9 protein-coding genes are annotated in these 13,676 nt (G+C 62.1%); all 9 read right to left on the bottom strand.

The genetic code is table 11. From position 1 onward, the window contains the following. Positions 1-347: 347 nt before the first annotated feature. Entirely contained in the window at positions 348-1,430 is a 1,083-nt protein-coding gene (locus ACOYYX_RS32565) for a DUF1559 domain-containing protein (RefSeq protein ID WP_422926830.1), read from the bottom strand. 102 nt (positions 1,431-1,532) lie between these two features. After that, positions 1,533-2,024 (bottom strand): carboxypeptidase-like regulatory domain-containing protein, encoded by a 492-nt coding sequence (locus ACOYYX_RS32560; protein ID WP_422926829.1) that lies wholly within the window; start codon positions 2,022-2,024, stop codon positions 1,533-1,535. Between the two features lie 881 nt (positions 2,025-2,905). Beyond that, entirely contained in the window at positions 2,906-5,026 is a 2,121-nt protein-coding gene (locus tag ACOYYX_RS32555) for a tetratricopeptide repeat protein (RefSeq protein WP_422926828.1), read from the bottom strand. A gap of 209 nt (positions 5,027-5,235) precedes the next feature. Further along, positions 5,236-8,856: a DNA polymerase III subunit alpha gene (gene dnaE / locus ACOYYX_RS32550; RefSeq protein WP_422926827.1), complete on the bottom strand. Its 3,621-nt coding sequence runs from the start codon at positions 8,854-8,856 to the stop codon at positions 5,236-5,238. A 397-nt stretch (positions 8,857-9,253) separates the two neighbouring features. After that, positions 9,254-9,547 carry a type II toxin-antitoxin system Phd/YefM family antitoxin gene (locus tag ACOYYX_RS32545; RefSeq protein ID WP_422926826.1) on the bottom strand — a complete coding sequence of 98 codons (294 nt, stop codon included), beginning with the start codon at positions 9,545-9,547 and terminating at the stop codon, positions 9,254-9,256. Positions 9,548-9,805: 258 nt separating this feature from the next. Next, entirely contained in the window at positions 9,806-10,834 is a 1,029-nt protein-coding gene (locus ACOYYX_RS32540; protein WP_422926728.1) for an IS701 family transposase, read from the bottom strand. A 451-nt stretch (positions 10,835-11,285) separates the two neighbouring features. After that, on the bottom strand, positions 11,286-12,026 hold the full coding sequence (locus ACOYYX_RS32535; protein WP_422926825.1) for an endonuclease/exonuclease/phosphatase family protein: 741 nt from the start codon (positions 12,024-12,026) through the stop codon (positions 11,286-11,288). An 85-nt stretch (positions 12,027-12,111) separates the two neighbouring features. Further along, a complete protein-coding gene (dapF, locus tag ACOYYX_RS32530; RefSeq protein WP_422926824.1) occupies positions 12,112-12,948 on the bottom strand; it encodes a diaminopimelate epimerase in 837 nt (278 codons plus the stop codon). A 7-nt stretch (positions 12,949-12,955) separates the two neighbouring features. Continuing rightward, the gene (locus ACOYYX_RS32525; RefSeq protein WP_422926823.1) at positions 12,956-13,672 is read right to left on the bottom strand and encodes a phytanoyl-CoA dioxygenase family protein; all 717 of its coding nucleotides are present in this window, start codon (positions 13,670-13,672) and stop codon (positions 12,956-12,958) included. Positions 13,673-13,676: the final 4 nt, after the last annotated feature.

Below are 13,676 nucleotides of genomic sequence, written 5' to 3'. Positions count from 1 at the left end.
GAGCCAAGAGCATTCGAATTTCGGATGGTTGCTCTGATCAGAAGGTCGTTTCTATGAGAAGTCTGAAAGAGGCAATTCCAGTTCGATCGTTGCAGGTGCGAGCACACTTCGCGAACATTCCAGAGTATCGACATTGAGTTTAGCGTCAGATCCTGCCTTCTTCAGCAGAATTTCTCGAGCTTCGATCCTCGAATTTCAAACTCTTCCGGGATTGGCTACAGGCCTTAAGGTGTTAAGACCCCTGTTTAAGAAGTGAGGGAGAGCCTAGAAACAACGAAAGCGGCCCGAGACAATTTGTCTCGGGCCGCCTGGGAGAGAGGGGTCTCGTATCGACCGCCGTCAGACTCTTAGTAGGAGTCGGAGGAGACCACTTCGCCGCCCTTGAGGGTGACGAGCGAGCGGAGGGTGACGACGTTGATGCTGTCCTTGATGAAGCGGACGCTACCGTCGCCGAAGACGCAGTTCACGCCACCCGGGTGGAACGAGAAGAGCTCGTCGTTGGCACCGGCGTTGTTACCGGCAGTGACACCCGTGCTCGGGTAGCTGCCGGTCTCGTACATCGGGCGGTACTTGTTGTTGGGGGCACCCGAGACGCCGAAGCCGGCATCGGGCTCGGCCCAGCGCCAGTAACGGCGGTAGGCAGCCTGCGACCAGGGACCGTTACCGCGGAGGTCGCCACCGGCGGAGATTTCGGTGTAGGGGCTCAGGAACCGCTCGTCGCGGCCGGCGTCTTCACCGATGGCGATCGTGTTACTCGTGCCGTCCGTGCACTCGCTGATGCGGGTCTGGTTCAGCTTGAGGAGGCCGTCGGCCCGCGATCCCTTGAAGCGGTAGGGGGTCGCCCCAGAACCCGACGCAACGCCGGTGGGATTGATATCGGTGTAGACGGTCGGACCGTAATCACCGTAGCCATAACCCTTGCCCTGGGCGACCGAGACGGCGTCGGTCGAGTCGACCGCATCGCGGTCGGTGTTGACGCGGGACGACGAGGGGCAGAGGAAGACGCGGATGACCGAGGAGGCACCGGTGTAGTTGCCGCCCGAGGCGTCCCAGTAGCCGTACGAGAAATTCATGGCGTTGAACTGGGCTCCACCTTCGAGGAAGGCGAGCAGGCGGGCCAGCGTGCTGAAGTCGCCGTCAACAAACTGGGTCGACGGACCTGTGCCGGCGGCGAGAGGTTGTCCGTTGTTGTAGTTGGTCGACTCACCACCGGGGGGGAAGCTGCCGTTGGTGCTCTCGTAATTGTGCAAGGCCAACCCGATCTGCTTCAGGTTGTTGACGCACTGCGAGCGGCGGGCGGCCTCGCGGGCAGCCTGGACGGCGGGCAGCAGAAGGGCAATCAGGACGGCGATGATCGCGATCACCACCAACAGTTCGATCAGCGTGAAACCGGAGAACCGGGCACGAGCCCGATACGACGAAACCTTCATACGAAACCCTTTCAAGCAACTCTGTGCATTAAGGAAAACGAAGTTCGATCCCGGTGGCCTTCGGGCCGACGGGAAATTTTCGGACATCAACGCGTGTTTCTATCAATTGCGTTCGCGGCCACGGCTCGCGCGAGCGATGGTGGACTGCAACTGGACCGTGATGACTTCATTCCCACCCGGCTTGACGGTTGCTGTCAGGCCGGAGCTTTCCTCGCTCGCATACCCGGAAGGATAGGGGAATTTGAGGCTCTTGCCGCCCTTGTGGAGGGGCGGGGGCTCGATCCGGATGCGATAGTCGCCGGGGACGGCGCCGTCGCCCTCGCTCTTGGAGGTCAGTACGAACGACCCATCCTCGCCCGTGGTGCCGCGGGCGGGCAGGCCAAAATCCTTCATCGGGACAAGCACGACGGTGGCGCCGGAGAGGGGCTTGCCGCCGGGGAGCAGGACCTTGCCTTTCGCGGGGACCGGATCCCCTTCGACTTTCATCTCGACCGTGGATTCGCCGCAACCAGAGAGGAAAACGATCCCGGCGCTGATCGCGCTGAGGAGCCCGGGTGCGACGCTGTTCAGGAGACTCGAACGTGAACGCTTCAAGGTACCTCTCTCGCTTTCGACTCTCTGTTGGGCGATCCGCGGCCTCGTTGACCGCTCGACCGCTTGCAGACGGCTTCGATCTCTAACTCACCTCGGGAGCTGGGACTCACGCGGCTCGAGCGACGCGTCGAACCATGCGGGTAGGAGTGAGTACGAGCAGTCGGGCTACATCATCGTGGCCCGGGATCGCCCGCCAGCATGATAGCATTCTATGGGGTGCGGTGGGGAAAACAAATGAAATATTGATAAAAATTGCTTTGTAATCAATGTTTCATTTGATATACCGCAACGCCTCCCTTTCGAATGCAATACCGCGCACGACGATCCATTCCGAAGGTGAGAAAGCCTGAGCGAGGGGGGGATGGCTGGAGCGTGGGCCCAAGCCAATCGCGGGGCGTCCTCAATGCGAGGGGGGCAGGGCTATATGACCCTGTAGCTGTAGGTCTGTTGTCCCTCGCACGTCAGGAATGATAGAGGACTTGCATCAAGACTCATAATTAATAATCTGTGAAGATTGGATGATAGCGATCTTCACTGTCGAGCTGTTCCTGACGTTCGATGGGTTTGAGTTTTGATGTAAAATTCTAGTATTTCAAGGGTTGCGGCAAATATTTTGTGGTTTTGATTGGGCGTCAATGAGAATCTCAGATGGGAGTAACGCCTGGATTCACTCAATCACCGATTTTGAATTCGACTCCTTTTCTCAACATGGGTGTTTCATTATGGGCGTTTTGAGGCGGTCTCGGGAGATCAACGGACAGTGTAGCCCTCAATCGGACTACCATCGTAAAGTGACCATCCATTAAAGGCAACAAGGTCAAGTGTTCTTGATGGTTTCTCGCTGCGGTCGGATCTATCAAAAATATGCAAAACCCAGCACGTCAAGGTTTCGGCAGACTTCCAAGGCCATCCAGCGATCGGCGAAGCTCGGGATTCTCCGGCTCCAGCTTCAAACCCTCCTGAAACTGAAGCCTGGCGTCGTCCAGTCGACCACGGCGAGCTAGCGCGGAACCCAGCAAAATCCGGTTGTCGACGAGGCTCGGCTCGTGGCGCACGGCCGCCGCGTAGTGGGAGATCGCCTCGTCCAGTCGCTCCTTCTGCTCGAGGGCGAGCCCGATGTCGCGCTCGAGGCCTCCCGAGTCGGGGCGGAGGGCAAGGGCTTTCGAAAACGCCTCGATGGCGTCGTCGAGCCGTCCGAGCTTCGCCTGGGACACGGCCAGCAATTGCCAGAGCTCGGGGTCCTCGGGCGCGAGACGAGTGGCCTTCGTAAGCGCCGTGGATGCTTCGCGGAGGCGCCCGAGCCGCGAGAGCGCGAGGCCCAGGTTCTTCTGGGCGAGTGGGAACTCGGGGCGTTGTCTCACGGCCTCGGAAAACTGCGCGACGGCCTCGCGGAGGTTGCCCTCTCGAGCCAGGGCTGACCCCAAGTTGTTGCGAGCATCGGGGTAGATCGGCTCGAGTTTGACGGCCTTCCGATAGTAGGCAAAAGCCTCGTCGGGTTTGCCGAGGGCGTCGAGCGCCGCCCCCAAGAGATTGTTGGCGTCGGGCGAGTTGGGGTCGAGCTCCAGGGCCTCTCGGTAGTTCGCCATCGCCTGGTCATAGCGCTTGCGTCTGGCCTGGTCGGCCCCAAGGTTGAAGTACGGCGTGGGATGCTGACGATCGCCATTCTCGAGGACGCGCACCCAGAGAGCCTCAGTCGTCTTCCAGGACCGGCATTGTTGCCAGGTCAGCGGAAGCAAGGCCATCGAGAATAGCAAGCCCGGAACGACCTCGACCCAGGGTCGACCCTTCAGGTTTGGAGCGGTCGTCCACCGCAGTAGCAAGAATGCCAAGCCGACCGCCAAAGCCAATGCGGGCAAATAACAATAGCGGTCGGCCACGAGCTGATTGCCGATCGTGACGAACCCGAGATTCGGAGCAAGGCTCGCCAGGTAGGCCAACCCCGTCGTCAACAAGCCGGGATGGGCCTTCCAGTGTCGCACGATCACGAGGAATAGCCCGACGGAAGCCCCGACCGCGACTAGATACGTCGGACCCCAGAATTCGGCTCGTTTCGGCAGGGGGTAATACGCGACGAGATTGACCGGAGCCACCGACTTCAATAAGTAGAACCAGAACCCGTAGCCCGACTGCGCCAGCCTCGCCCAGAGGCCTGAGTCGTCGATCGTGCGGAGCGACTCGTTCGACTGCTTCCCCACCACGGCGATCAGGACGAACGCGGCCGAGGCCGCGAGGTAGAACGCCTTCTCCCTCAAGACGCCCGCGATCCGCGACCTGTCCTCGAAGCGTCGCAGCGGGAAGAAGTCGAGCGCCATCAGGACAACCGGCAGGCTCACGGCGACGGCCTTCGAGAGCAGGGCGCACAGGAACATCGCCCATGAGACGTACTGCCAGCTTCGAGCTTTAGAACCATCCAAATCCGCCGCCTGCAAATAGGCTAGGATGGAAAGCATATAGAAGAGGACGCACGGCAGGTAAGGCTGGCACGAAGCCCAGGCGACGACCTCGACCCGGAGCGGATGGATCGCGTAGAGCAGGATCGCCAGTGCCGAACAGCCGTACGCCCTCCGCGGATAGCGCTCGACGAGTTCGGGAGCCGACCGGCGCAGGATCGAATACGTGAGCGCTAGCGCGACGACGCTATTGAGCGCGTGGAGCAGAAGGCTCGCGAGGTGGTATCCCCACGGATTCAGCCCGAAGAGGACGTACTGCACTTCGAGGAGGATCCAGGCGAGCGGCTGATAGACGCCGAGCAGCAACGTCGTCCAAGCCCAGCCGAGCTGCGAGAAACCCAGGCCCCGAAAGTTCCGGTTCCCCAGGAAGTTCTCGTCGTCGTCGAAGTAGACGAAGCCGTTCCCCAGGATTGGCAAGAACGCCAGGGCCACGATTATGAAGAGGGGCAATGCAAACGCCCAGAATCGAGGGTCGGAGAGGATGCCCGTGCTCGAGTTTGAAACAGCGAGAGCCTTGGCTTCGGGAGCAGTGGGCCGGTCGGCTTCGCTCATTATGAAGAATTTGTGAAATGAAGGAGTGTTGGGATCTCAACGGGCGGCACGACGGCGATCATCGTAACGCGGCCGAACGAATCCCGTCAATCGGCGCAGGGCAGGGGAGTTGAGCGGGACGATCCGGAAATGCCAAGAGGGATTGGCAAGGCCATTTGCCCTTGCCAATCCCTTGGATTTACCGGCGTGTGAGGTGGCTCAGCCGCGGATCAATCGTCGGAGGGGCCTTCGAGGAGTTCGCTCTCGGGCTCGGAACCCGAGCGATATCCGACCGAGGCGGGAGCCGCCGTCTCGACCCGTGCCGTGGCCCCGCGCTGGCCGAGGAGCCGGACGTTTCCCGAGTCGACGGCGGCTTCCAGGTCGGGGATGAGCCGTTCGTCGTAGCGGATTTTCAGGGCCGAGCCCGCCTTGTAGATGGCACGTCGGAAGCCCTCGATTCCGAGGACCTCGAGATAAACGTCGAGATTCCCGGGGCGAATCCGGCATTGACGAAGCAGTCGCTGGATCTGCTCCTCCTGCGTCACCCCCTTGCGTAGGGTGATGACGACCCCCTTGGAGAGTTCCGCCGGCCCTCGCGAGAGCGGGATGATCTTGTTGATGATCAACTCGGCCGGGTCGCGGCGACGATCGAGCGTCCCCTTCACGAAGCTGATCTGATCGTTCTTGACGAATTCCTCGAGCCTGGCGAACTCCTCCGGCCAGAGCATCGCGGGGACGGAGCCGGTGAGGTCTTCGAAGGTCAGCTTCGCCATGCGGGTCAGGCCCGAACGGCTCTTCTGAACGTTCTTGACCTGGACCGACGAGATCATTCCCCCCAGGATCACCTCGCCCTTCTCGGGCACCGACCCGAGGTCGGCGATCCTGTGCGTGGCCAACGCCTGCAAGAGCCCCGCCTGCCTCGTCAGCGGGTGGCTCGACATATAGAATCCGAGGACCTTCTTCTCCTCGGCGAGCCGCTCGACGTCGGGGAGTTCAGGGATGTCCGGCAAGCTGAGGGTTGCCGTGGCTTTGCTGGACCCATTGCCGTTGCTCGGGGCCTCCCCGAAGGAGTCGAAGAGGCTGCGCTGGCCTCGCTTGCGATCCTCCTGGACCGACTGCCCGGCCTGGGCGGCCCTGGGCAGGACGGCCAGCCACTGGCTTCGGCGGCCGCCGAGCGGGTCGAAGGCCCCGGCCTTGATGAGGGCCTCAACGCAGGATTGGCTCACGACCTGGAGCGGCACGCGTTCGAACAGGTCGTCGAGACCCGAGTAAGGGCCGTCCTTGACTCTGGCGGCGATGATGGCCTCGAGGGCCTTGGTGCCGACCCCTTTGATAGCTCCCAGGCCGAAGTGGATCTTCCCCTCGGCGGCGACCTTGAAGCTGGATTCCCCTTCATTGATGTTCGGCGCGATCACCTCGACGCCCATCTTGCGACAGTCGTCGATATGGTCGACGAAATACTTCTCGCGCTCGGCTCCGTCCATTTCCGACGAGAGCAAGGCCGCCATGAACTCGGTCGGATAGTGGGCTTTCAGATAAGCGGTCTGGAAGGCGACGAGGGCGTAGGCGGTCGTGTGCGACTTGTTGAAGCCGTAGCCGCCGAAGAACTCGATCAGGTCGAAGATTTTCTCGGCCCTGTCCTTCTCGAGCCCGCGTTCGATCGCCCCTTCGATGAATTGCTTGCGCCCCTGGGCGATTGTCTCCATCTTCTTCTTGGAGATCGCCTTGATGCACGCGTACGCCTGGGAGAGCTCGATGCCGCCCAGCCGGTTCAAGATCCGCATGACCTGTTCCTGGTAGACCATGACCCCGTAGGTCTCTTCCAGGACTTCTTTCATGACCGGATGCGGATACGACGGCTGCTTGCGACCGTGCTTCACATCGACATACTCGTCGACCATACCGCCGTTGAGCGGGCCCGGGCGATAGAGGGCCAAGATGGCGATGAGGTCGGCGAAGCGGTCGGGCTTCATCTTCACGAGGAGGTCGCGGATACCCGCACCGTCGAGCTGGAACACGCCTTTCGCGTCGCCGCGCTGGAGGAGCTTGTACGTGGCCTCGTCGTCGAGCGGGAGCCCGAGCAGGTCGAACGGCTCGCCGTTCTTCTGCTCGACGAGCTTGGTCGCGGAGGCCAGGCTCGTGAGGTTACGGAGCCCGAGGAAGTCCATCTTGAGGAGGCCGGCCTTCTCGACGTCACCCATTTCCCACTGGGTGCTGACGACTTCCTTCTCTTTGTCCTTGTTCGGGAGCCGTTGGAGCGGGACGAGGTCGCAGAGGGGCCGGTCGGCGATCACGACGCCGGCCGCGTGGGTGCCGACGTTGCGGGCCGTCCCCTCGAGGCGTTGGGCGTACTCGAGGAGCTTGCCGATCTCGGGGTCTTCGCTGGCCATCCTGGCGAGGGCCGGCTCTTCCTTCAGAGCTTCTTCGAGAGTGATATTGAGCCGGGTGGGGATCAGCTTCGTAACCTGGTCGACCCGCGAAAGCGGGATGTTGAGGGCGCGACCGACGTCCTTGAGCGCGGCCTTGGCGGCCATCGTGCCGAACGTGCCGATCTGGGCGACGTTGGCCTCTCCGTACTTCTGCCGGACGTACTCGATGACCTCGTAACGACGCTCCTTGCAGAGGTCGATGTCGATATCGGGGGCTTCCGAGCGGTTGGGGTCGAGGAATCGTTCGAACAGCAGGTCGTAATGGAGCGGGTCGACGTGGCTCAGGTACAGGAGGTAGCTCACGAGGGCGCCGCACGCCGATCCTCTCGCCGAGTTCGGGATGCCCGCCTCACGCGCGAAGCGGACGAAGTCCCAGACGATGAGGAAATAGGAGGCGAAGCCCATCCGGTTGATGATGCCGAGCTCATGCTCGAGGCGATCCACGGCGGCCTGGGGCGGATTCTCGCCGAAACGATCTCGCATCCCCTGGGCGCAGAGCTCCTGGAGGTATTCCTCGGGAGTCTTCTGGCCCGGCGGCTGGAATGACGGGAACTGCCGCTTGCCGAGATTGAGGCTCTTGTAGTTCTCCTCGACGAGATCCGCGATCCGCAACGAGGTGGCGAGGGCCTCCTCGTGCCCGGGCATCGCCGCGTACATCTCCTCCGGCGAGCGGACGTGGAATTGGTTGTTCTCGAACTTCATCCGGTTCGGGTCGTCGACCGTCTTGCCCGTGTTGATGCAGAGCAAGATGTCGTGAGCCTGGGCGTCGTCCTGCGTCAGGTAGTGGGCATCGCTCGTGGCCACGAGCGGCAGGCCCATCTTCTTGGCGATGTCGATCGCCCCCGCGGCACAGTCGTGCTGGATCTGGATGCCATTGTCCTGGATCTCGACGTAGAAGTTCTCCTCGCCGAAGAGCTTCTGATACCAGGCGCAGAGCTTCTCGGCATCGGCCATCTTGCCGTGCAGGATGTGGTCGGAGAACTCGGACGAGGCACAACCCGAGAGGCAGATCAGGCCTTCGGAGTGCCGCTCGAGGATTTCCTTGTCGATACGAGGCTTGTAATAGAAACCCTCGAGGAACGAGGCCGACGAGAGCCGCATCAGATTACGCACCCCTTCGCCGTTCCGAGCGAGCAGCGTGAGGTGGAAGGCGTACTCCTTCCCCGAGCCGCCCCCCATGGAGCGCTCGGTCCGGTGCCGAGGGGCGACGTAGGCCTCGAGCCCGACGATCGGCTTGATGTTCGCCGCCTTGGCCTCGCGGAGGAACTCGACGGCCCCATACAAGTTACCGTGGTCCGTGATCGCGAGCGCGGGCATTCCCAGCGAGGAGGCCCGCTTGACCAACAGGGGGATCTTGCTCGCCCCGTCCAGCAAGCTGTAGTGGCTATGGCAGTGCAAGTGGACGAACGGGCGGCTCGACATCATTCACCTCAGCAGGGACTCGCTCAGGCCTGGACCTTCGCGAGGCCAAGGCTCTGAACTAACGAACATCATCATGATACCAGAGACGCCCGCCTCCGCAGAGGGGGATCTCCGTCGAAAGCGTGCCTCGAGTATTTATCGGCGTCCGGCTGTCAGTTCATATCCGATCTAGGCCCGTAGGCAAGTCGAGCCGGTGGGATCGCGCGGGGGAGTCGAGCTCTGCCTCGCAAAATACGAAAGGACCGGCCCCCTGAGGTTGTGAACCTCGGGGGCGGTCCCGTGTGAAGGCCGTTGATTTGGCCGGTAAGGTGGAGAGGGGCCGCGATTGGCCCTGCCTTTCCGAGCCCGCACTTACCGATCAGAGTCGCCGTGAAATGAGATGGGTTCGCAATGAGGATTAGACGCCAATGAGCGCTTCCTGACGCTCCGGCGTATCCGTCAAGTCTTCCGAAGAATTCGAGGATTCGAGACCCTGGACCAACGCTCCGAGTTGGAGCGCGAGCAAGCGATCTTCGGGGGAGTGGCCGCGGAGGAGCTTGAGGAACGCCTCGGCTCCGATGATGACGGCCTTGGGCTTGCTATGGATCGTCAGCACATATCGGGCATTGGGGTCTTCGAGTGAATCCAGAACCTTGGGCAAGTCGCGATGAAGTTCTCGGCTACCAATGAAGCGTGCGCGGGACTGAGGCATCTCCATCCTCGGGGCCGTGATTGGCCAAATGCATTGGGGAATTCGAGGTGAGCAGACGCGCCGACCTCGTGCTTTGATAGGTGAGCTCTAAGTTAACGTGCAACCGAAATGGCGTCAACAACGCAAACCGACTCGAGGGCCGATTCGGCCAATTTCTTCGGATCTTTCGAATTCCTTTCCTTCCTCCTCATAGTCAAAGCTGACAAGGAGATGGGCCGAACGACCCACGGGGATTTGATAGAATTAGGAGTTACGCGGTCATGGAAGTTTGTACAAGGGTTGAGCGATATAAGCCCTGACGGCTCCCCGGATGATTTGTGCCTTGGCCTCGTACCAACTCACCCCGGTGGCATAGAAATGACGCTCCAGCCGCAGGAAGGCCCGGATCGCCATCCCGATGTGGTTGCGCTGCGCCCGACCTACCCGGGCCTGGCATCGCTCGACCCCGCAGCACTGCTTCAGGCCCCGGTGATAGTTCTCAATCGCCCACGTCCGCTCGGCCAGCACCAACCGCGTCAGCTCGTCCATCGCCAGGTCGTCGGTCGCCCAGTGCTCAGTGTCTCCGTCTCGGGAGACGATCCTGAAGACACGAATCAGGCCGTAACCTTCCAGATGGACGATCGTGCCGGCGGCCTCGATCGCCGTCTCGCCGACGGCCTTGTTGCCCTGCCGGTTGAGGTTAACCCGGCGATTGATCTTCAGCCGCGTCAGCCAATGCCAGTTCAAGCCGCGGATCAGCTTCAGATTCTCCAGGGCACTGTACCAGCCGTCGAAGGCGACACAGTCGGGGGCGAGACCCCGCGACTTAGCCGCCCGGAGCATGTTGCGGAAATGGTCGTTCTTGGTCAGCCCGTCGTGCTCGTGGTCGTAAATCCGGTAGTCGCAGGGGATATGGCGGTCGCCGTCGGTCCACAGCAGGGTGGTGAGGTTGATGCCGCGGACGACGGCGTGGTGCTTCCCGGACCAGTGTCGGCTGACCAGGTCGATCTTATGGGCGTAGGGCTTATCGAGGGTGGAATCGTCGAGGACGAGGAGGCCTCCCTTGAGGGAGACCAGGGGGCGAGCCTCGGCCCACAAGGTCTCGGGATCGGGCTCGAGGCGGCGGAGGAGCCGGGTGAAGGCATCGTGTGCGGGGGCGTCCTGCGACTCGGGTTGCACCTTGGCGGCCTCCGTGCAGGCGAAGGACTTGGGGCTGGCGATGAGGAAGTCGATGTAGTTCGTATCCTGACATTTAACATCGTTTTTCATAAATCCCATCATACCAGCCGAGGCCGCCCGACCCTCCATGGACGCAAGGCCACTACTGCGTAACTCCTAAGAATGTACGAATCCAGACGCGAATTACGAATTCTTATGCAAGGGAAGGCTGAAGTGACGATTTCCGAGGCCAGACGTTTGAATGAAAGAATTTGTGGATTTTGAATTGATAGCGTGAGGGGACTTTTCCCACAAGATGGGGCCCGCCCGGTTCGTCGTCCGCGATCGAAGAATTGCGGAAGTCAAGGCAAACCCGCTGAACCCTCGTCGCCGTTTTGCCGATAACAACACCTGGGTGGAGGACGGTGCAACGGGAGCGGGCACGAGGGATCGCCGCTCGCAATAAATCCCCTTGCGACTTTCACTTATAACGGCCGCCGCGGCCCGAGGCATCCAGCCACACGAGCCCGGGAGACCAAGGTCTTCCGGGTTCGTTTCATTTTATCTTCATGTCAGTTTGGGATGAGATCGGTGGTTCCCTTCAATTTTCGGGAACAGGCGAGTTGGTGGCCGTCAGATGAAAGTCGACGACGAGCGGCAGGTGGTCCGACGCGACCTTCGCCAGCTTTGTATGGACGATCTGGGCACGCTTGATCTCGATCCCCTCGCACGAGAAAGCCTTATCGAGCGAGATCACGGGGAAGTAAGCTGGGAACGAGCGAAAGCGCTCGTGGGGAATCGTCACCTGCTTGAAGCCATGCTTGGCGAACGGGCCGTGGGCGAGGGTATTGCGCCAGTCGTTGAAATCCCCCACGATCAGCGCGGGCAGGGACTGGCGTTCCAGGAAGTCGGCGTGCTCGAGGAATTGCCGGACCTGCCAGTGGCGTTCGCGCTCCGCGAGCCCGAGGTGCCAGTTGACGAGTCGGAAGGGGCCTTCGGGCGTCTCGACGACGGCCAGGACGGCTCCTCGGGGTTTGCGCCTCCCCTTGCGCAGCGAGATCTGGAGCGTCTCGCGGAACGGCCAGCGTGAGAGGACGAGGTTGCCGTAGCCGCCGTCGCCCAGGTGGACGTTCAACTGGTAGCACTTCGCCACGGAGCCGAGGGCCTCGCAGAAGCGTTCGGGCTGGTCGTGGTGCAGGGATCGCTTGACGTTTGTGTCGACTTCCTGGAGGCAGACGAAGTCGGCCTCCTGTTCCCGGATAACGTGCAAGATCCTCTCCAGGGAATAGCGTCGATCCCGACCGCCGATCCCCTTGTGGATGTTGTAGCTGATCAGACGCATCAGGACGGCACCTCGAGAGATCTTCGGAAACCGCAGGCCGAGCCGTTTCCCTGCAAACGTCTCGCCTCCAGGGCTCCCAGCCTCATCAAACGTCCCACTCGCCCGAGTACACTTCCGTGGCGGGCCCCGTCATGAAGACCGGCTGATCCGGGCCGACCCACTCGAGTTCCAGGTCTCCGCCCGGGAGATGCGCGAGGATCTTCGGCCCCGTCCTCCCGGTCAGGACCCCCGCCACGCAGACGGAGCAGGCCCCGGTCCCGCAGGCGAGGGTGATCCCCGAGCCGCGTTCCCAGGTCCGCATCTTGACCTCGCCCGTCCCGATCACCTCGACAAAGTGGACGTTAACCCGTCGGGGAAAGGCGGGGTGGTTTTCGAAGACCGGCCCGAGGGCCTCGACGGGGAACGACGCGACGTCGGCCACATAGATGATGGCGTGCGGATTACCCATGGAGACCGCAGTCACCGCATATGTCTGACCATCGATGACGACGGGGGCGTTCACGGGGGGATCGCCCGGCAGCGTCGTGGGGATCTCGGAGCTGTTGAGGATCGGCGGGCCCATGTCGACCCGGACTCGCTTCGCCTTGCCGCCCTCGACCTGGAGGTCGAGCGAAAGCACGCCGCGGCCCGTCTCGACCGTCACGCGATCCTTGGTCGCGATGCCGTGGTCGTGGATGTACTTGGCGACGCAGCGCACGCCGTTGCCGCACATCTCCGACTCGGAGCCGTCGGCGTTGAACATCCGCATCCGGGCGTCGGCATTCTGCGAGGGGCCGATCAGGATCAGGCCGTCCGAACCGATGCCGAAGTGGCGATCGCTGACGACGATGGCCAACTTGACGGGGTCAGCGGGCTCGGCCTGCTCGAACGTGTTGACGTACACATAGTCGTTGCCGAGCCCGTGCATCTTCGTGAACTTCATCTCGTCCTCAGTTCTCCGCTTCGAACCATTCAACCCCACGAGGCAGTGCATCCGCCGCATACTCTATGTGGACGACCCGGCGCCTGTCCGGGGCTTTCGCCGGCGACGAGGCGTGCAAGATCATCGGCCTCATCACCACGACGGAACCCCGCTCGACGCAGCATTCCCTCGGCCCGACTCGATCGATCCACTCGCGTGTCGCTTCCGCGTTCAAACGCCCGCTCGCATGAGACCCCGGGACGACGCGGAGTGGGCCGTTGTCGGAGCCGGCCGCGTCGAGGTGGACCCGTAGCGTCACCATGCGCTCGAGGACCTCGACCGGCGGTTGGACGTGCGGGATGCCCCCCTTGCGGGTCCAGGGCCCGTAGCCCTCGGCCTCGGCGACTTTCGTCTTCACGGCGATCGTGAGGTCTTGATGCCAGGGCACGAGCCAGTTGGCTTCTGGTGTCTTGTCGAAGAGCAAGGCACGCACGACGAAGGCCCGGTCGCCCAGGATGCGACGCGCCAGGCCGATCAGCGGTTCGGTCGCCGCGAGGGTCGACAAATCGGGGATGAGTTGTAGCAAATTCCGTGCGGCGTAGACGCGACCTTCGCGTTCGAGCGAGGTGTCGCTCGCCTCCAGGCGTTCCAGGGACATTCCGAGGTGTTCGATCGCGTCGTCATCGAGCACGTCGGGGACGACCGCATATCCGTCGCGATCGAAATGGTCAGACCAATCCGCCATCGTC

This window comes from Singulisphaera chitinilytica (genome assembly GCF_049331405.1).
GTDB lineage: Bacteria > Planctomycetota > Planctomycetia > Isosphaerales > Isosphaeraceae > PoT.
The sequence above is the reverse complement of the archived record's forward strand: the minus strand, read 5'-3'. Positions and strand labels throughout refer to the sequence as shown.

What these genes read in the sequence shown, in the direction of transcription:
- ACOYYX_RS32565 (WP_422926830.1), bottom strand. Translation starts at nt 1,430, where the DNA reads ATGAAGGTTTCGTCGTATCGGGCTCGTGCCCGGTTCTCCGGTTTCACG.
- ACOYYX_RS32555 (WP_422926828.1), bottom strand. Translation starts at nt 5,026, where the DNA reads ATGAGCGAAGCCGACCGGCCCACTGCTCCCGAAGCCAAGGCTCTCGCT.
- dnaE (WP_422926827.1), bottom strand. Translation starts at nt 8,856, where the DNA reads ATGTCGAGCCGCCCGTTCGTCCACTTGCACTGCCATAGCCACTACAGC.
- ACOYYX_RS32545 (WP_422926826.1), bottom strand. Translation starts at nt 9,547, where the DNA reads ATGCCTCAGTCCCGCGCACGCTTCATTGGTAGCCGAGAACTTCATCGC.
- ACOYYX_RS32540 (WP_422926728.1), bottom strand. Translation starts at nt 10,834, where the DNA reads ATGGAGGGTCGGGCGGCCTCGGCTGGTATGATGGGATTTATGAAAAAC.
- ACOYYX_RS32535 (WP_422926825.1), bottom strand. Translation starts at nt 12,026, where the DNA reads ATGCGTCTGATCAGCTACAACATCCACAAGGGGATCGGCGGTCGGGAT.
- dapF (WP_422926824.1), bottom strand. Translation starts at nt 12,948, where the DNA reads ATGAAGTTCACGAAGATGCACGGGCTCGGCAACGACTATGTGTACGTC.
- ACOYYX_RS32525 (WP_422926823.1), bottom strand. Translation starts at nt 13,672, where the DNA reads ATGGCGGATTGGTCTGACCATTTCGATCGCGACGGATATGCGGTCGTC.